Source organism: Maribacter sp. 1_MG-2023, assembly GCF_030547005.1.
Classification (GTDB): Bacteria; Bacteroidota; Bacteroidia; order Flavobacteriales; family Flavobacteriaceae; genus Maribacter.
Genome location: NZ_JAUOPN010000001.1, coordinates 489,292 through 513,191, shown reverse-complemented (window position 1 = coordinate 513,191; position 23,900 = coordinate 489,292). Strand labels below are relative to the sequence as shown.

The following is a 23,900-nucleotide window of genomic DNA, read 5'->3' as shown; positions in this document are numbered from 1 at the left end:
ATGGATATTACATTTAGAAAAATTGCCAAAACATCATTGGTATTAGTTTATTTAGTGATTGTCGCTGGTGCCGTAGTTAGAATGACAGGTAGCGGAATGGGTTGCCCAGATTGGCCCAAATGTTTTGGTTACTATATACCACCAACAGAGGTAACCGAAATACAATGGCAACCAGATAGATTATTTGAAAAGGGTCAAGTAATTATTTATCGTGAAACCTTACAGGTTTCTAAAGAGTCATTTACTACAAAAGATTGGTTCAATTCTGCAAATTGGGAAGCGTATACCAAACATGACTACGCAGAGTTTAACCCATGGCATACGTGGATCGAATATATAAATAGGCTTTTTGGTGCCTTAGCGGGTCTTGCCACCCTTTTACTGGCAATAATGTCTATTAAATTTTGGAAGAAGAAAAAGCGTATACCTATACTATCATGGTTAGTGGTTGTAGGCATGGTTTTTCAAGCTTGGTTAGGCGCAACGGTTGTATACTCAGTTTTAGAGCCTGCAAAAATTACTGTTCACATGCTTATGGCATTAGTAATCGTAGCGATATTACTTTATGTTATCTATTTAGCAAATGAAGAGAACAAACGTATTAAGTACGATAAACTAGTATTGAATATCAGTATTGTAGCAATAGTATTGACACTTGTTCAAATTGCTATGGGCACCCAAGTACGACAATTTATAGACGAGCAAATAGACATTTTCGGTTACGATGCTAGAGATCATTGGTTGAGAAACCCTGAACTACTATTTTATATACACCGTTCATTTTCTATTATTGTCATATTAGTAAACGCTTTCTTAGCATATAGAATTACAAAGTTAGATTTAGGGCACTTTAAAATTTACTGGGTCTTGTTTTTACTGGTAGTTGAAGTATTTACGGGTATTGCCATGAACTATTTAGATTTTCCGTTTGCTAGTCAGCCGTTACATCTTGTTTTAGCTTCTATCTTATTCGGAGTTCAATTCTACATACTTTTAGATGCATTAATGCCTAGAAAAGATTCCAAAACTTCGTAACTTTGCCGACCCACAAAAATTAAGGTATGATTTATAAAATTCGTATAATTCTAGACGCTGAAGAAGATATTTTCAGAGATTTAGAGATTGAGTCCCACAATTCATTAGAAGAATTTCATAATGCCATTACTCAAGCATTTGGTTTTTTAGGTAATGAAATGGCGTCTTTTTACACCTGTGATGAAGAGTGGAAACAAGACGAGGAGATTGCACTTTTTGATATGAGCGAATCTGGTTCTGATGTACGGTTAATGAATGAAACCTTTTTAGAGGATATCATGACCGAGAACAACCCTAAACTGATTTATGTTTATGATTTCATGAACATGTGGACGTTTTTCGTTGAGCTTGCAGATATTCAAGAAAATGAAGATGGCCGCTCTTACCCTAATGTACTTTTTACATTTGGTGAATTACCAGAAACTCCACCAGAAAAGAATTTTGAAGCAGAGAAAAACAATTTCGATTTCGATGATACTTTTGAAAATTACGACGATTTAGATTTCGATGAAAATTGGAACTAAATTTCAGTAAATGACCTCAGGGCAAACCCGTGAGGTATCGAATTGAAAACATAAATTATACTTCGACACAAGAGTCGGAGGATTCATATATCAATTATCGAGTTAAAAATACATTTCCGCTTACTAACCATTTAATTTAGAACATTTTATGATTAATCTTTATGCTACCCAAATTGAAAGTATTTCTATACATAGAGTTGGTAACAAAAATAAGAATGAAGGTGTTTTTCTTTCAGAAGAACCATTTAGACTTAACGATGAAACAACTGGTTTACTAAAAGAATACTTTTTTAAACCTTTTAGAGAAAAAGAAGAGAACTATTATAAACTAGCTAATGAAGTTGATGTTGAATTCAACGAATTATACAAAATAGTAAGTGAAGTTTTTGAAGACCCTTCAAAAGCTCATTTGAATTCTAAAAAAGTAGCTTCTTTATTATTCGAGCAATCTAACCACCCACATATTAAAAGTGGTGAAGTATATGTTGCTTTCCTTTCTGGGTTACTTTTAGACAACAAAAAAGTAGATGCCATTGGTATTTTTAAGAGTGAGTTAAAACACGATTTTATTCAGTTCGAAGAAAAGAACAGCAATTTAGATATCGTAATTCAACAAGGTATCAATATCAATAAATTAGATAAAGGGTGTTTAATCTTCAACGTTGAAAAAGAAGAGGGTTACAAAGTACTTTCTGTAGATAGTAATAAGTACGACACCAAGTATTGGATAGAAAATTTTTTAGGTGTTGAACCACTTTCAGATGATAACTTTAAGACAAAAAACTACTTGAAATTTTGTCAAGACTTTGCCAAAGAGGTTGTTTTACCAGCAGAAGACAAGCAACAAGAGGTTTTATTCATGAACCGTGCTGTAAACCACTTTGCAAAAAATGATGCTTTTGAAGAGACTACTTTCTTAAACGAGGTAATGGAAAATCCAGAGTTGATTCCTGAATTTAAACATTACAAAGCAGAGAAAGGTCCGAAATTCAGTATTGAAGATGTTTCTACGTTCGACATTGCCAACAAGGCGGTATCAGATGCTCGTAAAAAGATTAAGAATGTTATTAATTTGGATACCAATATTCAAATTAAAATGGACTTCATAAACCCAGAATCTGCAGAGAAATTTGTTGAAAAAGGCTGGGATGAAGAAAGACAGATGTATTACTACTTAGTATACTTTAACAAAGAACAAAAGAGCTAGTTTTCTTTAAGATTACTGAGCTTAAAACAGTTAAAAAGCCCATTATTTTCTTAAGAAAATAATGGGCTTTTTAAATAATTAACTAGTAAATTATACTTTAGTTATTGATTTTAATATTGTGTTCTATAATTTGTTTTACACTTACATCTTCATAATTTCTACGAACAAAATTCAATGCTAAATCTAGTACTTCGCCCATAGTTTTACAGGTCTGAAAATCCATATCCATCGTAAGAACTTCTATTTGTTCTCTTAACATCGCTATATTTTCTGGAGTAGAAATTTCATCGGTTTTACATATCGCTCGTAATTTTTTAATTCTATTTCCAGAGCTCAAAATTCTCTTGGCGACCATTGAACGTTCTTCTAATTTATATTGATCTACAGAATCATGAGTCAACTTATTACGCACCAACTCAACCATTTTATAGTTCTCTTTAAAAAATTGAGGCCTATATACCTTCAATTTCCCTTCAAAACACTGCTGATCAAAATCGATGGCACGTATTTTATAAACCACGTGGTCAAAATCATGCGTAGGTACAATTACATAGTTATATGAACGCATATCGCCAAGTAATCGAATCATACAACGTTCATTGAATTTTACGAATTCTTTTGCCAGTTGCGCTTTTTCTCTAGGGGTACATTTAGGCAAATTATGCTTTATAAACTCATCGCCAGGTATACCTGCAATATGCTCTTCAATTAAAGTGTCTTTATACACCAAAAAATTTAGGTTGTATGGCGAAAGCATATGTTCTAATTCTAAGCCATAAATACGAGATGCATCCGTCTTTTTAATGTAGAAATAGGTGAAATTATCATTCAATATATTTCTTACTTTAATTCTAAAAGGTTTAGAGTTACCAAACGTGCAAAAATCAACGGCATCTACATTTAAATATTGATGAATATTATCACTACCATCAGAATGTAAAATAGAATAAACTTTCTTTAAACTATCATCAATTTCCTTCCTATCAAATTCGGAATAATACGCACGTACCCAAAGGGTGTCCTCGTCATTTTTATCATAGACGACCACCGACCCTGAAAATCGTAACAAATCGTCGTAAAAAATAGGTATTTCAATCTTTCTGCTATAATGTTCCAAATAGCCATCCAAGGCCTCACTTACAGGGTAAGCGGGTTTTTTCTTCGACATCAATCTTTCTTCTGACATGCTACAAATTTACTTCCAAAATAAACAATTAAGCCCAATATAATTCAACAAGCATATAGAATTTGTGCCTACAGTAACATAAATCCCACTTATACAACATTTTTTTAGCCAAGAGCTAAAAGGGTGCTTTATTTGTTTTAGTACTACTTGAAACCATACCGATGATTACTAAGAATAACACGAACATTAAATTCTTACTGTTTCTTCTAATTGCATTAAGCTCCTTTTTAGGAACTGCACAATTGAGCGACCTTCATTATTTACCCCCAATGAAGCAAGGTCAAAATAATGCAGCTATACAGAACCAAGCCATTCATTTATCTACTCCAGAAACAACACCTTTCAACGTTTACGCGTATCAAGGTACTTCTAACACAATTGTACAAACATTTACCATTGACAGGCTTAACCCTGCTTTATGGACTTTACCAAACGGTGATAACAATATTACCCTTGTAACCAATGCAAATACCGGAACGGTACTTTCTAATAGTGGTTTACGTTTTATTTCTGCAGGTGGAGAAAAATTTTATGTCAATTACAGAGGTAATTCTAGTGCACAAGCTGCATCACTGACAGCAAAGGGTAGACAAGCAATGGGTACTAATTTCAAATGGGGCGGTGTGCCTAACAAAGGTGCTCAAGTATCTAAATCTAATACATTGGGTATTATGGCAACCGAAGACAACACTACCGTTGTCTTATCTGGTTATGACCCTGGTTGCGAATTTAGAGTAGGTAATGACAGAGCGGGTATCACCGCCAACTCTCATACGATAACATTAAACGCCAATGAATCTTTTGTATATGAAACCTATATAGGTACTTCACCAACACAAGCTCATGAAGATGGTTGGATCGGTGCTTCTATTGTAGCTACAAAAGATATAGTAATTAGTAATGGATCAATGAACTTTGGTAGTCAAGATGGTCAAAGTCATAGAGATGCCGGTATAGATCAGCCAGTACCTATCAATAAATTAGGAAAAGATTACGTATTTATTAGAGGTAATGGTTCTAGTAGCGGACTAACAGAATTCCCTTTAGTAATTGCTACGGCAGACAACACACAAGTATTTGTAAATGGTAATGCAACAGCGATTGCAACCATTGACAATGGCGAATACTTCAAAATACCAAGTACTTATTACTCCAGTAATTCGGCAGGTGCGAATATGTTCGTACAGACCTCTAAAGATGTTTATGCCTATCAAAGTTTAGCGGGTGCAACTGCAAATTACACACAAGGTCTAAACTTTGTAGCACCGGTAAACTGTTTATTACCAGATGTAATGGACAATATACCAGATATTAGAAACATGGCAGGTACAACTGTTACCGGTGGCCTAACTATTATTGCTTCTGTTAATACCCCAGATGCCAATGTAAAGGTATTTGAAAATGGTGTAGAGATTTCTAAACCAGCTTCTGACGCTGTTGCAGGATCAGATGATTGGAAAACGTTCTACATTCCAAACTTAGATGGTGATATTAACGTGACATCAACCGGACCAATGGCTATTGGTTTTTTCGGGTTTAATGGCGCTCGTGGTGTTGCAGGATATTTTTCTGGGTTTGATACTGTACCAGAAGTAGTACTAAAAATTAATGGTGGTACCGCGGGAGATTGTTTTGCAGGCTCAAGTATTTTTGAAGCATCAGATGACAATTTTGATGCCTACCAATGGTTTTTTGATGGAGTAGCGATTCCTGGAGCAAATGCATATGATTATGCAGCTACTGTTGCTGGTGATTACTACGTAAGAGGAACAAAAGGACCATGTACATACGATTCTCAAACTCTTAAAATTTTCTATTGTGAGCCAGATCTTCAAGTTGAAAAAACAGTTGATCAATCTGAAATAACAGAAGGCGAAACCGCCACTTTTACCATTAGAGCAGAAAACTTATGGTATTTACCCATTACTAATATTCAAATCACAGATAATATTCCAGCAGGGTTGACCTTGAAAGAGGCTTCTACTATTACAGGATCTTGGAGCGGTAGCATTTGGAACATCGGCACTTTAGAACCTGGTGAAGTTGCCTTTTTAACATTAGAAGTAACTGCAGACGAAATCAACACATTGCCTTTACTTAGCTTGACGAATACAGCAACTAACACTCAAGATCAAATAGATGCAAATATCACAGAAGACAGTCAATCTGCACATATTCTAGTTCATAATGATTTTGACAATGATGGTGTAATTGATATCGTTGATTTAGATGATGACAATGACGGTATTTATGACCAAGTTGAGTGCGATATGCTATCGGTAAATATTAGTAACGGAGATTCGGTTACAAGCGATTTAATGAGTGTCAATAATTATCTTATTCTTGATATTTACGAATTAGACAATTCGTTCACATTAGATATTAATGGTAACGATGTAGCTGGTGAGGTACAGTTTGAAAATGGCGTTACCGGCAATTCAGCACGCTACCTTGATGGCTCTATGCACGGTACAAATGGTAACCCAAGCGTTTGGACCATTAGCGGATCGATTAGTGATCCTGTATTAAGAATCATAATAAATCAAAATGGAGATTTCGAATTGTTCGGTAAAAGAACTACTGGTAGTCCTTTAGAAGCCATGGTTCTAGACACCCCAGCGAACACAACTTCTTGGAATACATCTGGTGCTAATACCGTTACTATTGGTCAAGTACTTAAGGGTCCGACAATATTACGAGGTACATTATTAACTGCAGGTTGTGATAGCGATAGCGATGGCTACCCCGATTCTTTAGACTTAGATAGCGATGATGACGGGTGTAGTGATGCCAACGAATATTATAAAGATGATGCAACTGATGGTGGTGATGGTGGTGAATATGGAACAGGAGTTCCTGCAGTTAATCCAATCGATGGTACCGTAAATGCAGCATCTTATACACAAGTATTTGCACCGGTAATTGTTTTAGGTAACACCTCTGAATTATTAGGTGGTACAGATATTAATGGAGATGATGTAGATTTAGGTGACACTTACAATTATGTATTAAGACTTCAAAATATAGGCGATGATCATGCAACCGGTTTTACTATCAAAAATGTATTACCAGACAATATAAGCTTAGATGATATAAATATTGACGATGCCCCTGGTGTAACCAGTAGTTATGTAGAAAATACTAGAACCATAACATTTACTATACCAGATGCTTTGGTTGAAATCGATGATCCTGAGTATAAGATAAAAATAACGGTTTCCATTGCCGGCGACTGTTCTGAATTTGTATCGGCATGTGCATCTCAATTAGAGAATCATGCGTATGCAAATTATTCGGGTACTTTAAATACCAACACTTTTTCTGATGAAGATGGTAGTAACCCTGCAGGTGCTTGTACTACTACTTTAGAGGTAGCGACCAACAATGTTTCTGATGCTTTGGCAAATTGTAGCGTTGCACGTACGGTAGAACTTTGCGGTGCTAGCGGTACACTTTCTGCTGGTATAGGTTTTGATACCTACACTTGGGCAATTGACACAAATAATAATGGTGCTATAGATGCTGGAGATACAATTTTAGATGACGGCACTTCAAATACATTAACAGTAACAACTATAGGAAACTACATTGTTGAGAAAACATCAACTTCTGGCTGTGCCAACCATACTGAACTAATTACTGTTGAGCGTTATGGTGAAACACAGACCAATCCTATCATTAGTTATTTAAACCAAGTGAATAGTGACAGTAATCCTGATAATGATATTCAGGGAGAGACCGTTACCTGTTCCAATGATAACAACTCAATGCCACATATTTTCCTTTGTGGTGAAACCGATAGTGCATTTATTCAATTAGGTATAACCGATGCTTTAACCATAAAGTGGGAGAAACTTGATGAAAATAGTTGTACCACTGAAACATGCGGTGATATAAGCGATAATTGTGCGAATACAGCTAGTGGATGGACATGGAACGAAGAAACAGATACCGATAATTTTACAGTTACCGAAAGTGGTAAATATAGAGTTGTTATAGGTTATGAAGGCGGATGTTTCAGTAGATTCTATTTCAACGCATACCAAAACACATTAGATATTCCTGAACCAGCTTCTTCTGATATCATTTGTGATACCGAAGGTTCTATAAGAGTAATAGATTTAGGTAGCGGTTACGGTTATCAGTTATATGATGTTGAGAATAATTCAATCGCAGTACCATTTAGTGCTGGTCAAGGTCCAAATTTTGCTATAGCAACTAGCGGAACCTACATAGTACAAATTACACAATTGAATCCTTCAACGGGTGCACCAATTGAGAACAGTTGTGTATTTGAAACCGAAGAAATAGGTATTGCAGAAAGAATTTTTGAAACAACAATAGCTTCAACTCCATTTGATTGTACAGATGCAGGAACAATTTCTATACAGGCATTGAACGTTTCACCAGAATATAGCTATGAGCTTTACTTCGATAACGGTAGCGGTGGTAAAGGAGCCTTGGTAGCTAATAATTTACTTTCTTCTGACAACACACATACATTTACAGGGCTTTCAGCAGATGATTATGTTATTGTAACAACCACTACAGATGGTTGTAGCGATGAACGTACTATTACGGTAGACGAAATTCCCGAGCTAAGATTAACAGCAACGAATCAAGATAATATAACATGTACTTCCGGCGTAATTAATTTAACGGCAACAGGTGGTACATCAGGTTATGAATATGCTATCTATAGTAAAGATGGTGTTGCTCCATATACTGACGAAACTACAATTCCTGATTCTGATTTTACATCAAATTCAACATTTTTATTCGGATATGAAGGTACTCCTGCAACATACATCCCGAATGAAGATGGAGAGTATGTATTCGTAATCAGAGATGATAATGGATGCTACGGATTCTCGAATGTAGTAACGATGGAAGATTTGGGCACTATCACTATAGGTGCAACAAATACAGATATTACATGTGCAGATTCTTCTACATCTGTATTGACGATTACCGCTTCTGGTGGTAATGCACCATATCAATATAGTCTTGATGATGGAACAACTTACCAAACAGAAAATTTCTTTAATAATATTTCGGCTGGTAATTATACGATTACTGTTATGGATTCTAGTGGTACTGCCGGTAATGGTTGTACAGAGACTTACGAATATGAAGTTACCCAACCATTCACGTTAACGGCATCACCTTCTATTATAGAAGATGCTTCTTGCGATACATCTGGTGCAACAATACCAACAGCCTTGGTTAAAATATTAAATGGTAGTGGTGGTCAAGCTCCGTATCAATATAGTTTTGATGGTGGAAACACTTTCTCTTCAATTGATGAAAGACGTTTAACACCTGGCAACTATCAATTAGCGATAACAGATGCTTTGGGTTGTGAGACACCTTTAGAAATCACGGTACCTACAGCAGCTATAGACCCTACTTTTACGAATGATATTACTTATGAGTGCGATGGGGACGGCGCAGTAACAATTACCCCTTCTAACACTACAGACTTTACATATACCTATAAATTAAACGGTACCGACAACACACCATTAGATAGTAATATTTTCAATAATGTCGCATCTGGTACACAGACTATTACTGTTGGCTATACAAGTTTAATAGCTGCTGATCAAAGTACACTTTTCCTTGAAGATTTTGGAGCCGGTGTAACTACGCAGATTGCTGAAATAGGTACAGGATATTGCTACGAACCACAAGATGGTACAGATACCGATTGTAATTTAGGTCCTGCAGGGATTCTTGTAAATGCAGAATATGCAGTAACGAACAGAATAACCAACCCAAATGCATCTTGGAGAAGTCCTAACGATCATTCTGGATTAACAGATGGTAGGTTTATGGCAATTGGGGTAAGTACCTCAGCCGGAGATAATAATATTTTATGGTCAAGAACAGGGTTAGAAGCTTTACCAAATCAAGAAATAACGATATCATTCTACGCTTACAACATATTAATTGACAATGCTTCGGGTAACGATCCAGAGATATTGGTAGAATTAGTTGACGGTTCAGGCACTGTAATCAGTAGTCAGGCAACAGCAGCTATTCCTCAAAACAACAATGCAGACGACTGGCACCTAAGAACGGTTACTTTTAACCCAGGTGCAAACACGGCAGTTGGTGTTGTATTACGTACCAACCTTAATAGTGATAATGGTAACTTCTTGGTATTAGATGATATTCAAGCTTCACAGACTCCTGAGCTATGTGAGCAAACAGAAGATATTACAGTTGTTGTAGAAACAGGAAAAACTTTTGAAGTAGCTATTTTAAGTAGTACTGACCCAACTTGTAATGGAAGTGACAATGGTAGTATCCGTTTTGAAGTTTCTAATTTTGATCCTATCGCAGGTTATCAATATTCAATTGATAATGGAGCAACTTGGGTTACGGAAACAACATCTCCGATTACTACACCAACAACTCTTGCCGATGGCACGTATAGTGTTATGGTCGAAAAAATAAACGATAATACATGTACGGCAACCTCAGCGACTTCGGTTACGTTGACATCACCAAATGCATTAACTGCAAATCTTGAACAAAAAGCAGAATTCACATGTTTTAATACAGGTGCTACTTTGCAAGCATCTGCAGATGAAGGCACACCTGGTTATGAATATCAATTAGAATTAACGGATAATACTGTTATACGAGTCTTTAGTACATCAGCACAATTCTTGAATGTACCTGCAGGCGATTATCATGTTAGAGTAAGAGATCAAAATAATTGTGAAGTAATCTCAACAACAACTGTAACTGTGGTTCAGCCAGATACAATTGCTTTTGACTTAACCGCAACGCAATGTTATGACGGTCAAAACAATGGTACTGTTACAGCAACAGTAACCGATGGTAATGGTAATTACTCTTTTAGAATTAACGGTGGAGCTTGGCAAACGCCTTCAACAATTACAGACGTAACATATACATTCAGTAATTTAACTGAAGGTACATATGATGTTGAGGTCAATGATGAGTTTGGTTGTGCTTCAGCGATACAATCAATAACAATAGCTCCGACTATTTCATTAAGCGTAGTACCTGTAAATGCAAGTTTATGTGGCGATGGTAGTTTAACGGCAACTGCATCAGGTGGTGACAATAATTTCATGTATGCCTTTGTTCCTACTGGAAATACAGTAACTGACGCTGATTTCTCAATTAGTAATTCAACAACAGTTGCACTAGCTAATATTGGAGATTATGATATTTACGTAAGAGACAAAGCTAATGGTACCGATGCTTGCCAAACTATGGTAACCGAAACCATTGCTACCAACCCAGTATTGGATATATCAGCTGTGGCAACAGACCCAGATTGTCATGATGGCACTGGTAATATTGAAGTTACTATTAACGACGGACTATCTCCTTACGATTACCGATTGGTAGATATTACTAACGGTACACCAGATCAAGTACAAAATAATGTTGTAGGAACTACTAAAACATACTATAACCTGGCTCCAGGTGATTACGATGTAATTATTACCGATGAAGGCGGATGTTCTGAAACGGAATCTGTGACGATAACCGCACCTGATGAACTTACTGCAGATATTGTATTGGCTTATGCAAGTGATTGTAGCGGATTGGATACCGATTTTGGTTTCGACTTTACAAACGTAACTACAGGTTTAACCGGTACTATAGAATATAGTCAAGATGGTGGTAGTACATGGCAAACAGGAACTAGTTTTAGAACCGGATTGTCTTCTGGAGATGAAGTGTTCCCATCAATTAGAACAATTGACGGTAGCGGCAATTTAATTTGTCAAACAGATTTACCAAGAGAAATCATTCCTTATCCATTAGATGATTTAGATATTACGACTTCATCCGTAGTTGAAAATTGCGATGAATTAAAAGTAAAAGTACAAGGTGGTGAAGGAGTACCAGGATACGAATATACTTTTTCAAGTGACCCTTCAAATTTCGATGAAAGTACCGCTACATGGTACGCCGGTGGATCTATTGCTTTAGATGGCAGTACAGTAACCGCAGGCCATGGTATGTATGAATTTACCAATTTAATACCTGGTAGAACCTATGTTTTCTATGTTAGAGATAACAATACACCAGTAACTTGTATTAGGCAAAGTACGGTTAACGTAAATGATATTGCAGGTGGTTTACCGATGACCATTACTCCAGAAATAAACCCTTCTTGTAGTTCTGCAAACAATGGTGAAATCACTTATACAATAGTTGATGAAGATGGACTGACCGAACCTAGCATGCAATGGACTTTATTTGATACCGATGATAATATAGTTGATCAAAGTACAGGGGTAATAGCCTACAGCAACACCATTACCGTAACAGGACTTTCTCCAAATGAATACTATATTCAAGTAACACAAATAGACAGCGGTGGTGCACAACAATGTATTAGTGCAAGTGAAAATGCTATTTTAGATGAGTTAGAAATAATTACAGGAGTCGCAAAATCCGAACAAGATATTTCTTGTGAAAACCCTGGATTAATATTAATAGAAAATGTGCAAGGCGGTGGAGGTGATTACTTCTATACCATTACGGGTCCTGCAACTTTTACTACTATTACAGCAACAGGTGATAACCCTATAGAAATACCAGCAGGTTCTCCTGCAGGAACATATACCGTAAACGTCGAAGATCAATATGGTTGTTCGTATCCGCTTAATGCTGTTACCATGAGTTTTACGGCTGCACCGGTTATTGATGACGTAGTAATTTCAAATTGCGATACCAATGCATCGGTTACCATAAATGCTACAGGAACAGGCACTATTCTTTATTCTATTGATGGTGGTAGTACGTATCAAAACAACGGCGGCATATACAATACCGTAGCTGCTGGCAGCTATACTGTATTTATAAAAGATGCTACAGGTTGTACAGAAGATACCAATATAGTGGTACACCCTACCCTACAAGCATCGGCTACCTTAGATAAACAATTAGGTTGTGGTGCTGGTTTTGAGGCTGAAATAGCTATTGAAGGTATTTCAGGTTCTGGAAATTATGAGTTTGAAATTCTTGACAGCTCATCAGCAGATGTTGAAACAAGACAGACACTTACTGGTGGGGCCATGAACGTAGCAGTTAGCGTACCTGACAACACTGTAGATACCATTTACACAATTAATGTTTATGATATTGGTACCGCATCACCAAATTGTTTTAGAACTATTGATGTAACCATACCTGCGGCCATTCTTCCAGATTTCACGGCAACTCCTATTGAGGTTAGCTGTTCAGGTGCTGATGACGGTAGCATAGAGTTGGTTCAAGTAAATAACGGTAACAATCCGTTGACCTATGTATTAGATCCAATGCCTGCTAGCGCATCTTGGGATGCTGGGACACAATCTTTCACCGGGCTTCCAGGTGGATCATATGATGTAACCGCAAGAGGTCCGAATAACTGTCCGACATTAAAAACTGTGGTTGTAGCTGAAAATACAGCCGTAACATTTACAGCTCCTGTTCCTGATCAATTTGGTTGTGCTAACGGAAATGATGGTGATAATGCCACAATAACAATAGACGCAAGTTTAATTAATGGTGGAAGCGGAACATATGATCGTTTTGAATTCATTGATGATGCCACTTCAACTGTGCTACAAAACAGTATTGCATTAACCTATACGCACACAAATGCGGCTGGTGGTGATATTATTGTTCGTGTATATGATGACGAAGGTTGTTCTGCAGAACATATTGTTACCATAGACCCTTATGATACATTTATTGATGCAACTGTAAATGTAGATAGAGATTTAGATTGTGTAAACAGTGGTGAAAACATTACTATTAATGTAAATAGTACAGTTACCAATACCACGGCAAATCTTGCTAACTATGAGTTTAGAATATTACCATCTGCAACATACCAAACAGGTGATAATGTATTTACGAATTTGGCAATTGGCACGTACACGATTGGTATTAAAAATGTAACTACAGGTTGTGAAATAACACGAACTCATATCGTAGAAAACCCTAATACATTTAGTATTGAGGTTAATAAGCTTTCTGATGTAGTATGTTTTGGAACCGATGGTGCTATAGAGGTAACGTTTACCGACGCTACCTATACGGGTGATTTCAACTGGGAAGTTGTAAATGCAGATGGCACAGCTACAACACGTACAGATGATGCCGCTACTTTTGCAGGAACAGGAACAACAGCTTCTATTCCGGTAGCAGCAGGTAGCTATGTTTTAAGAGCTTCACAAGTTGGAACTCCGGAATGTGTACAAGAAAGATCATTTACGATAACATCACCTAGTGCCGCAATAACTTTAGCGACCATTGCAACTACAGATGTAGGTTGTAATAATGACATGGGTACTGCAAATATTACACCTAATGGTGGTGAAGCGCCCTTCGATATTGTTTTAACACATGTTAGTTCAACAACAACTTATACGGCAAATCAAGTAAACGGTAATTTATTTACAGGTTTAAGTGACGGTCAATATACCGTAGAAGTAACCGATAGTTTAGGTTGTACAGAAACCTTTACCAATGCATTTACGTTGACGCCTCCAGAACCAATTGCTGCTAATATTCAAACAGTTGTAGGTTTAGAATGCGAAGGTGATACGGACGGAATAATTACAGCGGCGTTTACACCAAGAACAGTATCCACAAATTACAGATACATTCTTAACACCTATGATGGTGACGGAGCTGGAGCTAACCTTTTACAGACATCTAGTTCTCAGACTACAGCAACATTTATGAATTTAAGATCAGGCTATTACAGTGTTACTGTTCTAGATGACTTAAATTGTTCTGATGAAACGAATATTGTTGAAATTGCTGAACCAGTAGAAGTTAGAGGCCAATTAGTTACTGAGCAAAGAGCAACTTGCCTAGATGATGCACAACTTTTATTAACCGCTTCTGGTGGTACAGGTCCATATATGTGGAGTATAGATGGTACGTCTGCATTCAATGCCATGAACGAAACCAATGGTCCTAACTCCCATTTATTCACAGGTGTTCAACCAAATTCATATCAGTACTATATTCAAGATAGTTTTGGTTGTGTATCGGTTATAAGTAATAGCGTTACTATAAACCCGATTGTTCCTTTAACTGTTACCTTAGATAACGACAACCCTACCATTAGCTGTAACGGTGATGATAGCGGGGTTATCAATGCAGAAGCACAAGGTGGATTAGGTAATTATCAATATGCATTATTTTCTGATGCAGGTTTTACCAATGAGGTTAGTCCAAATCAAGCAACTGGTTTGTTCACCGATTTATTGGCAGGACCATATTATGTAAGGGTTCAAAGTGATGATTGTGAAGAGTCATCTGCATTGATCAATATCACAGAACCTGAAGCATTGGTTATCGACACGGCCAATACGACTATCAACGATGTTACCTGTAATGGACAAGAAGATGGTAGCATTACGGTTAATATGCTTGGTGGATCAGGAATATATCAATATGCAATCTCGCCAAACTTAGATCGTTTTAGCGATGACAATACATTCGACGAATTAGCACCAGGCGATTATATTATTATCGCTCAAGATTCTAACGGTTGTTTTGAGCTAATTGAAGCTACCATTGTAGAACCAGAAGTGTTAGAAATAACAACAGAAAGCACTCCTGAAATTTGTGTAGATGAAGAAGACGGAACTATTGATTTAACCATAATAGGTGGTACCGCTCCATATAGCACTCGTTTAGAGAGTGAAACAGATTTTGTTCTAGACAGAATGAGTTTTACAAACTTAGCTGCTGGTGATTACATCATTTACATAGAAGATGCTCAAGGTTGTGAAGAAACAATAATCGTTACTATAGATGCCGGTGTTGATTTAGGTGCCGTTGTTGAACCAGTCTATGAATGTGATGGTAATAATAGTCCTACTAATTATGTGAGCATTACTTTGAACGATCCAAGTATTGAAAATGATATTCTATTTGGTTTGGACACCGTAGATCCATTAGAAATGCAATTAAATGGTAGTTTCAGTAATTTAACTCCTGGTAATCATTATATCAGTATTTCTCATGCAAATGGATGTATTGCTACTTATGATGTCGTTATAGAAGCTTTTGATCCGTTAGAGCTTACGGTTGTAGAAAGTAATATTAACCAAATTACTGCTACTGCTGTAGGAGGAAAAGAAAACTATACGTTCTATATAGGTGGTGTTGAACAAGGTTCAGAAAATATATTCTATATAACCGAAACAGACACCTATGACATTACTGTTATTGATGAAAATGGATGTGAGGTTACAGAAAGTATTTTCATTGAATTCATTGATATAGAAATTCCGAATTTCTTTACTCCGAATGGCGATGGTCAAAACGATTTTTGGATGCCAGAAAACATAGAGGTTTATCCAGAAATATTCATCAGCATCTATGACAGATACGGTCGTTCAGTCTTCACCTTCAAGGATAATGAAGATGGATGGGACGGATTCTATCAGGAAAATGAGCTACCGACAGGAGATTACTGGTACGTCATTAAATTAAATGGTGCTGCCGACACTAGGGAGTTTGTAGGTAATTTCACATTATATAGATAAAAAAATAATAAGAGGTGGAATTATAGCCACCTCTTATTTCTCACAGATAACAACTTAAAACTAGGGTTTTACAACTAAATATTGTGGTTTTATCACTATTTAAGTTTATTTGAAATGTAGAATCCCCCTACAAGCTGATAATGAAGCAAAAAACAGTCTTATTTATTTTATTTATGATGGTTACCATAACTGGCTTTTCCCAGTTGAGTGACCTTCATTATTTACCACCATTAAAACAAGGAGGAAATAATCAGGCTGTAACACAACAGAGTATTTATTTATCTACCCCAGAAACTACCGCATTTTCGGTAAATGTTTACCAAGGTACATCTACTACCGTATATAGTACTGCGTCTATTTCCAAAACTACACCGCAAGAAATTACACTATCAAATGGCGACAATAATATAACCATGATGACCAACGCCAATACCGGTATTGTTCTTACCAGTGGAGGTTTAAGATTAGAAGCTCCGGGGGGAGAAAAATTCTATGCGAATTATAGAGGTAGATCTGGCGCACAAGCAACTTCCCTGACCAGTAAAGGAAGGCAAGCAATGGGAACACATTTTAAATGGGGAGGAACACCAAACAAGGGAACTCAAACCAGTTTAACGAATTCCTTAGGTATAATGGCAACAGAAGACGGTACTACGGTAACGCTTTCAGGTTATGACCCAGATTGTGAATTTAGATTAGGAGCCGACCGAGATGGAATTCTAGACGATAGCTATACTATAAATTTAGATGCAAATGAATCTTTTGTATTTGAAGCATATGTTGCTGAAACGCCTGCAAATGCAGATGGTTGGTTAGGAGCCGATGTCATTTCCAACAACCCAATCGTTATTAGTAATGGTGGTCTAAATACAGGTGCAAGGGTAGGTTACTCTGGTAGAGATGCTGCTATTGATCAACCTGTACCCCAAAACAAACTTGGTAAAGAATACGTTTTTATAAGAGGAAACGGAACAAGTGAAACAGAAATACCAATTATTATAGGTACACAAAACGGAACAGCAATTTATGTCAATGGTTCTACCACGCCAATAGCAACGATTAACGATGGTGATTATTTTGAGATACCTGAGAGTAATTACTCTGTTTCCTCAGCTGGCGGAAATATGTATGTTACCACCTCTAAAGATGCGTATGCCTATCAATTAATGGCAGGTGCAAGTGCTATTTATACACAAGGACTAAACTTTATTGCTCCCGTAAACTGCTTGTTACCAGATACGGTAGATAATATTACACATATAGAAGATGCAGCCGGGATTACAATGACAGGCGGCGTAACTTTAATTGCCTCGACCTCAACACCAGATGCAAATATTACAGTTGAGGATGGCAGCGGTCCCGTAACCCTCCCCGCCTCTTCTGCAGTAGCAGGTACCACTTTATGGAAAACATACTATGTCCCAAATTTAACAGGAGATGTTACGGTAGAATCAACAGGTCCTATAGCCGTAGGCTTCATAGGCTTTAGTGGCGCAAGAGGTATTGCCGGTTATTTTTCAGGTTTTGATACCGTACCAGAAGTTGATCTTCAGGTTACTGGCGGTGGATGTCTACCAACCGCTGAAGTCGAAGTAATTAATCCAAATTTTGATGATTACCAATGGTTTGAAAATGGATTGTTAATTGCTGGAGCAAATAGTGCAACATATACACCAACACAAGCTGGCGATTATTATGTAAGAGTTACAAAAGGTGGTTGTACTTATGATTCTCAACCCTTGACCGCTTATTATTGTGACCCAGATGTGGTCATCAAAAAAGTGGCTGACCAGAATACCGTTAGCGATGGCGAAACGGTAACCTTTACCATTACGGTAGAAAGTTATGGGATAAATTCAGTTTCTAATCTTGTAATCACAGATGTTTTACCTGACGGTATTTCATTGATATCATCATCAGTTTCAAAAGGGAGTTTTTCTTATCCAGACTGGTCTGTAGGTGGTATGGACAGCGGAGATTTAGAAACTTTGACTTTAGTAACAAGGGTTACTTTACCAGATGTTAATACGCAAACTGCAACATACACCAATAATATTAGTAATTCTCAAGATCAAACCGATACTAATATTACTACAGATGACCCGTCAGAGACGGTTACTGTAAATTTTAATACCCCAACAACAGTAATCACTAACAGACGAATTACCTTCAGGGCAACAAGAAATTAATTTCTTTTGTAACATTCCGTCAAGTTTATCGTCAAGTATACGTAACCAATCAAAAAACACTTGACGTGAGTACTATTCTAACAGTCAATCATCTTACCAAAAAATTCGGGCACCTTACCGCTGTAAAAGATTTATCGTTTACTATAGAAAAAGGTAATGTTTACGGAATTCTAGGTCCTAACGGTAGCGGCAAATCAACTACCCTTGGCATTGTATTAAACGTCGTCAATAAAACCAGCGGAGACTTCGCTTGGTTTGGCGGTGAATCTTCAACGCACGAAGCACTAAAAAAAGTGGGCGCCATTATCGAACGCCCAAACTTCTACCCATACATGACGGCTTTACAAAACTTAAAACTAGTTTGTAAAATCAAAGATGTATCAGAAGATAAAATTGAAGAAAAGCTAGATTTAGTCGGACTCCTAGATAGAAAAAATAGCAAATTCCGGACTTTTTCCCTTGGGATGAAGCAGCGCCTAGCTATTGCCTCTGCCCTATTAAACGATCCAGAAATATTAATTCTTGATGAACCAACTAACGGATTAGATCCTCAAGGTATTCATCAGATTCGAGAAATCATAAAGACAATTGCTGCAAAAGGAACTACGATTCTTCTAGCATCGCATTTATTGGATGAGGTTGAGAAAGTATGTTCTCATGTTGTTATTTTAAGAAAAGGAGAAAAATTGTACGCTGGCAGAGTAGATAGCTTGCAAGCTAGTTTTGGCTTTTTTGAATTAAAATCTGATGACTTAGAAAAACTAACATCGTACTTGAGCACAAATGAACATTTTGGAAGCATAAAACAAGAAAATGGTTTGGTCACAGCAATCTTAACTTTAGAACTAGATGCACAAGCACTGAACAAACTACTTTTTGACAAAGGCATTATCGTATCTCATTTAGTAAAACGAAAAGAAAGTTTAGAAGAGCAGTTTCTTGCCTTAACTAAAAATGCTAACGCCTAACACACCACCAACATGATACGATTACTTCAAATAGAATTCATAAAACTTTGGAACAACAGAGCTAGCAAAGTGCTAATTATTTCATACTTCGCACTTTTAACCTCTATCGCATTGGTAGCGGCTATAAAATTCGATATAGGCCCCATAAAGTTTCATTTAGCAGATCAGGGTATTTTTAACTTTCCTTATATCTGGCATTTCAACACATTTATCACCGCGTTCTTCAAACTATTCTTAGCTATTGTTATTGTTTCAATGATGTCTAATGAATACAGTAACAAGACGATAAAACAGAATCTAATTGACGGACTCTCAAAGAAGGAATTTATCCTTTCAAAATTCCTGACCGTCATTACTTTTTCACTAGTTTCTACCATATTCGTTTTTATAGTTTCTTTAATTTTGGGGCTTGTTTACTCCGATTTTAATGAATTATCTATCATTTTTACCGATTTAGAGTTCCTTTTAGCCTTTTTCATAAAACTAACAGGTTTCTTTTCTTTCTGTCTTTTCTTAGGTGTTTTAGTAAAAAGGTCAGCCTTTGCACTTGGTTTTCTAATTCTATGGCAAGTATTCGAAGGTATTTTCAGAGGTATCATTCGATGGAAGTTTTTTGATGGTGAAACTACAGATGTTATCATGGGCTTTTTTCCATTACAGGCAATGTTCAATCTTATAAAAGAACCATTCTCTAGATTAGGTGCCGTACAATCTGTTGCCAATCAAATGGGCGAAAAGCTTGCGTTAGACTATTACATACATTGGTATGAAATTGTGATTGTTATGGCATGGATAGTCATTTTCATTTATGGATCTTATGCAATTCTTAAAAAACGCGACCTTTAATTCATCGCGCGTATCAGACAATTAATCCTATTTAACAGGGTTCTGAAAGTGTAGATTTTCAATTTGTAGTATATTGTATTGTTTACCAATATGCTATGAAAAAGAAATGGGACATAAGAATACCCCAAATATTGGCTGTGCCAATATTTTTCATAGTCCTGTTATTTGCTGTTTTTAAAACCTCGGCACAAGAATGTCCCGCTTTAGTTAGTCCTGTTGATGGCACCACCTTGGTTCCCGCAGATACTTCAATTAGTTGGGAAGCTGTAACAGGGGTGCCTGGTTATATTATTTCTCTAGGAACAACTACTGGAGGCAATGATATTTTAAACGAAAGAAATGTTGGTACAGCCACCACTTTTACCCTAGAGACAGGTTTACCAGAGAGCACAGAAATATTTATAACCATAACTTTATTCTTTTTCAATCAGCCCAATATTGTATGTGACAGTCAAAGTTTTACGACAGCTGCTTTGAGCGAAGTACCCCAATGTGTACTATCTACTTTTCCGGCAAATGATGCTTTAGACGTCAATTCAACCACAAATATTTCTTGGAGTGCCGCACCAAGTGCAACCGGGTATTTTTTATCCCTTGGAACAACATTAAACGGAAGTGAAATTCTTACGAGTACAGATGTTGGAAACTCCCTTAACTACAATCCACCAATAGATCTACCGTCAGAAGCAGAAATTTACGTTACTATAATTCCATATAACAGAATAGGCGTAGCTTCTAATTGTAGCACATTTATGTTCACCACGGCACCAGAAGCTGTTCTACCAATATGTACCACTATGATTTCTCCTGTAGACGGAGAAACAAACGTACAGCTGAGTCCAACACTTGATTGGAACCCAGTTCCCAATGCAACAGGTTATAGAGTATCGATAGGCACTTCTCCGTTTGAGACAAATATTTTAGAGGACGCCATCTTTTTTAAAACATCTACGGTAATTATAGATTTTGAACCCAACCGAACCTTCTTTATCTCCATATTCCCGTTTAATGACGCGGGTGAAGCAATCGGCTGTGCACAAGAAACTTTTTCTACAGCATTAGGTTGCGGACCATATTTTGACCCTTTAAGTGGCGAATTGTTGGTTTTAAATCCTATTTTGACCTTTCCAGATTCCGTATCAATTTGTATCGGCAATGAATTCGATGTTATTACGGCAACCGATGAAGCAGATGGCTACAGGTGGTTTCAATTAGATGAAAGAGGCAATGAAACTTTAATTTCTACATCCTCAGAAGTATCTATTAATGAAGAAGGTGAATATATTTATGAAGCCTATTTAAACATAGAAGATTCGGAGCAAACATTCGAATGTGCCAGTTCAAAAACATTTCAAGTAGAAATATCACAAGCACCAGAAATAGAAGATGTAAAAGTTCAAATTAGTGCCAACTCACTCAACTATGAAGTAATTACAACTACAAATGGCAATTATGAATATGCTTTAGATAATGAAAACGGACCGTTTCAAAATTCTAATCGTTTCAACAACATATCCTTACAAAATCACACCGTATATGTTCGCGATAAAGCAGGCTGCGGCATTGCCGAACGTTTGATCGAACAAGATTTGACAGTGAACGGATTCCCAAATTTCTTCACACCCAATGGTGACGGTATAAATGATTTTTGGCAATTTATACCACCTGTTGAAACGGGTGAAAACAATGTATCGGTAATCTTTATATTTGATAAATTCGGATCACTTTTAGCACAAATAGCACCAAATACAACTGGTTGGAACGGAAACTTAAATGGCAAAGCACTTCCGGAATCTAATTATTGGTTCAAAGCAATTGCTACCAATAATAAAATTATCAAAGGTCATTTTAATTTGAAACGATAAATTAATTTATACAACATGAATATTAAAAAAATGTCTTTCTTCTTGAGGTTGTTATGCCTCTTTTTGACAAGTGCATTTTTACATGGTCAAGATTGTACAGAATTTACTTTCCCAAACAACGGTGCAGATAACATTGAAGTAAACACAACACTAACCTGGACCGAAGTATTAGGTTATAACGGATATATACTTTCTATTGGCACCACTCCGCAAGGCACTGACATTTTAGATAGAAAACCTATTGGCACTAACCCTTATTATACTCTGCCGTTAGGTTTACCAGACGGCACCACAATGTACGCGACATTAAGTTTAGTTCCGTATGACGGTCCGCCAATCAGCTGCGACGAACTAGTGTTTACAACAGCTGAAGTCACCACAGCCCCTACTTGCTCTGTATTGATTACACCAGATAATAATGCGGGAAGTGTAACTATTATCACAGATATTGAATGGGAATATAGCCCTACAGCAACGGGTTACTATTTATCTATTGGCACGACACCGAATGGTCATGAAATAGTAAATAATTTGGATATCAAAAACGAACTGAGTTACGACCCCCCTGAAGATTTACCACAAAACGCAAATATTTATGTAAAAATAGAACCCTATAATGATATCGGTATTGCAACATCTTGTACCGAAGAAATATTCACTACTAGTTTTGCCGTTTATGTTTGTGACCCCTATGTTTCTGAAACTACCGGGGAATTAATATATAGGGCTCCAATTATCAATTTACCTAACATAGTAGGTATATGCAGTGACGAACTACCCTACACTATTTCATCGAACGATGTTGCCGATGGTTTTAGGTGGTTTTTAACAAATAGTGGTAGCGAAGAAACGTTACTATCAGAAACACAAAGTGTTGCTATTTCTGCACCAGGTAAATATCGGTTTGAAGCATATAATAATATTACTACCGACACGGGCGATATTGAATGCATAAGTTCTAAACTTATAGACGTAGTAGCATCGGAAGAAGCTACAATTACAGCAATAAATGTCACCAACTTACCTTTAGGAAAAACAATATTAATTTCCGTAACCGGTGGCGGACAATATGAGTATTCATTAACCGGTCGAGATGGTCCTTTTCAAGATTCTTCAATGTTCGTAGAAATGCCAACTCGTAATTACACTGCTTATGTTCGAGATAAAAACGGTTGCGGAACAACAGAAAGATTGGTAGATAGAGATATTTCCAAAAAAGATTTTCCGTCATTTTTTTCGCCTAACGGAGATGGAGTTAACGACTATTGGCAGTATGTGCCGCCCATTGAAAACTTTGAAGCTGTCATAGACGTAATACATATTTATAATCAATTTGGCAGTTTAATACAACAAATCAACCCAAATAGCATTGGATGGGACGGTACTTTTAATACTAAACAAATGCCACAATCTGACTATTGGTATAAAGCTAGCTTTCTTAATCAGCAACCAATAATGGGTCATTTTTCACTAATTCGATAGACTTAATGATTATTGTTATTGAACTCTTTTAAATGGTCCTTCTT

The 23,900-nt window shown here is 36.8% G+C and carries 10 protein-coding genes; 9 read left to right on the top strand and 1 reads right to left on the bottom strand.

Annotation, left to right across the window (positions count from 1 at the left end):
• The 3 genes from Q4500_RS02245 to Q4500_RS02235 all read left to right on the top strand — a co-directional run bounded on the left by Q4500_RS02245 (position 1) and on the right by Q4500_RS02235 (position 2,766).
• Positions 1-1,035, top strand: a complete 1,035-nt coding sequence (locus tag Q4500_RS02245) for a heme A synthase (protein WP_303598126.1) — start codon at positions 1-3, stop codon at positions 1,033-1,035.
• 26 nt (positions 1,036-1,061) lie between these two features.
• Positions 1,062-1,559 carry a hypothetical protein gene (locus Q4500_RS02240; protein ID WP_303598125.1) on the top strand — a complete coding sequence of 166 codons (498 nt, stop codon included), beginning with the start codon at positions 1,062-1,064 and terminating at the stop codon, positions 1,557-1,559.
• Between the two features lie 148 nt (positions 1,560-1,707).
• Entirely contained in the window at positions 1,708-2,766 is a 1,059-nt protein-coding gene (locus tag Q4500_RS02235; RefSeq protein WP_303598124.1) for a nucleoid-associated protein, read from the top strand.
• Between the two features lie 97 nt (positions 2,767-2,863).
• On the opposite strand, the gene Q4500_RS02230 is transcribed toward Q4500_RS02235, so the two are convergent.
• Positions 2,864-3,952 (bottom strand): hypothetical protein, encoded by a 1,089-nt coding sequence (locus Q4500_RS02230; protein WP_303598123.1) that lies wholly within the window; start codon positions 3,950-3,952, stop codon positions 2,864-2,866.
• 161 nt (positions 3,953-4,113) lie between these two features.
• Between Q4500_RS02230 and Q4500_RS02225 the strand changes: the two genes are divergently transcribed.
• The 6 genes from Q4500_RS02225 (at position 4,114) to Q4500_RS02200 (ending at position 23,856) form a co-directional block, all read left to right on the top strand.
• The gene (locus Q4500_RS02225) at positions 4,114-16,506 is read left to right on the top strand and encodes a T9SS type B sorting domain-containing protein (RefSeq protein WP_303598122.1); all 12,393 of its coding nucleotides are present in this window, start codon (positions 4,114-4,116) and stop codon (positions 16,504-16,506) included.
• Between the two features lie 140 nt (positions 16,507-16,646).
• Positions 16,647-18,695 carry a DUF11 domain-containing protein gene (locus Q4500_RS02220; protein ID WP_303598121.1) on the top strand — a complete coding sequence of 683 codons (2,049 nt, stop codon included), beginning with the start codon at positions 16,647-16,649 and terminating at the stop codon, positions 18,693-18,695.
• 65 nt (positions 18,696-18,760) lie between these two features.
• Positions 18,761-19,663, top strand: coding sequence for an ABC transporter ATP-binding protein (locus Q4500_RS02215; protein ID WP_303598120.1), 903 nt, complete (start codon positions 18,761-18,763; stop codon positions 19,661-19,663).
• 12 nt (positions 19,664-19,675) lie between these two features.
• Positions 19,676-20,509: an ABC transporter permease gene (locus Q4500_RS02210; RefSeq protein ID WP_303598119.1), complete on the top strand. Its 834-nt coding sequence runs from the start codon at positions 19,676-19,678 to the stop codon at positions 20,507-20,509.
• Positions 20,510-20,604: 95 nt separating this feature from the next.
• Positions 20,605-22,374, top strand: a complete 1,770-nt coding sequence (locus Q4500_RS02205) for a T9SS type B sorting domain-containing protein (RefSeq protein ID WP_303598118.1) — start codon at positions 20,605-20,607, stop codon at positions 22,372-22,374.
• Positions 22,375-22,389: 15 nt separating this feature from the next.
• Positions 22,390-23,856, top strand: a complete 1,467-nt coding sequence (locus Q4500_RS02200; RefSeq protein WP_303598117.1) for a T9SS type B sorting domain-containing protein — start codon at positions 22,390-22,392, stop codon at positions 23,854-23,856.
• The last annotated feature ends 44 nt before the right edge of the window (positions 23,857-23,900 follow it).

Coding starts and splice junctions, on each gene's coding strand:
- Q4500_RS02245 (WP_303598126.1), top strand. CDS start 1: ATGGATATTACATTTAGAAAAATTGCCAAAACATCATTGGTATTAGTT.
- Q4500_RS02240 (WP_303598125.1), top strand. CDS start 1,062: ATGATTTATAAAATTCGTATAATTCTAGACGCTGAAGAAGATATTTTC.
- Q4500_RS02235 (WP_303598124.1), top strand. CDS start 1,708: ATGATTAATCTTTATGCTACCCAAATTGAAAGTATTTCTATACATAGA.
- Q4500_RS02230 (WP_303598123.1), bottom strand. CDS start 3,952: ATGTCAGAAGAAAGATTGATGTCGAAGAAAAAACCCGCTTACCCTGTA.
- Q4500_RS02225 (WP_303598122.1), top strand. CDS start 4,114: ATGATTACTAAGAATAACACGAACATTAAATTCTTACTGTTTCTTCTA.
- Q4500_RS02220 (WP_303598121.1), top strand. CDS start 16,647: ATGAAGCAAAAAACAGTCTTATTTATTTTATTTATGATGGTTACCATA.
- Q4500_RS02210 (WP_303598119.1), top strand. CDS start 19,676: ATGATACGATTACTTCAAATAGAATTCATAAAACTTTGGAACAACAGA.
- Q4500_RS02205 (WP_303598118.1), top strand. CDS start 20,605: ATGAAAAAGAAATGGGACATAAGAATACCCCAAATATTGGCTGTGCCA.
- Q4500_RS02200 (WP_303598117.1), top strand. CDS start 22,390: ATGAATATTAAAAAAATGTCTTTCTTCTTGAGGTTGTTATGCCTCTTT.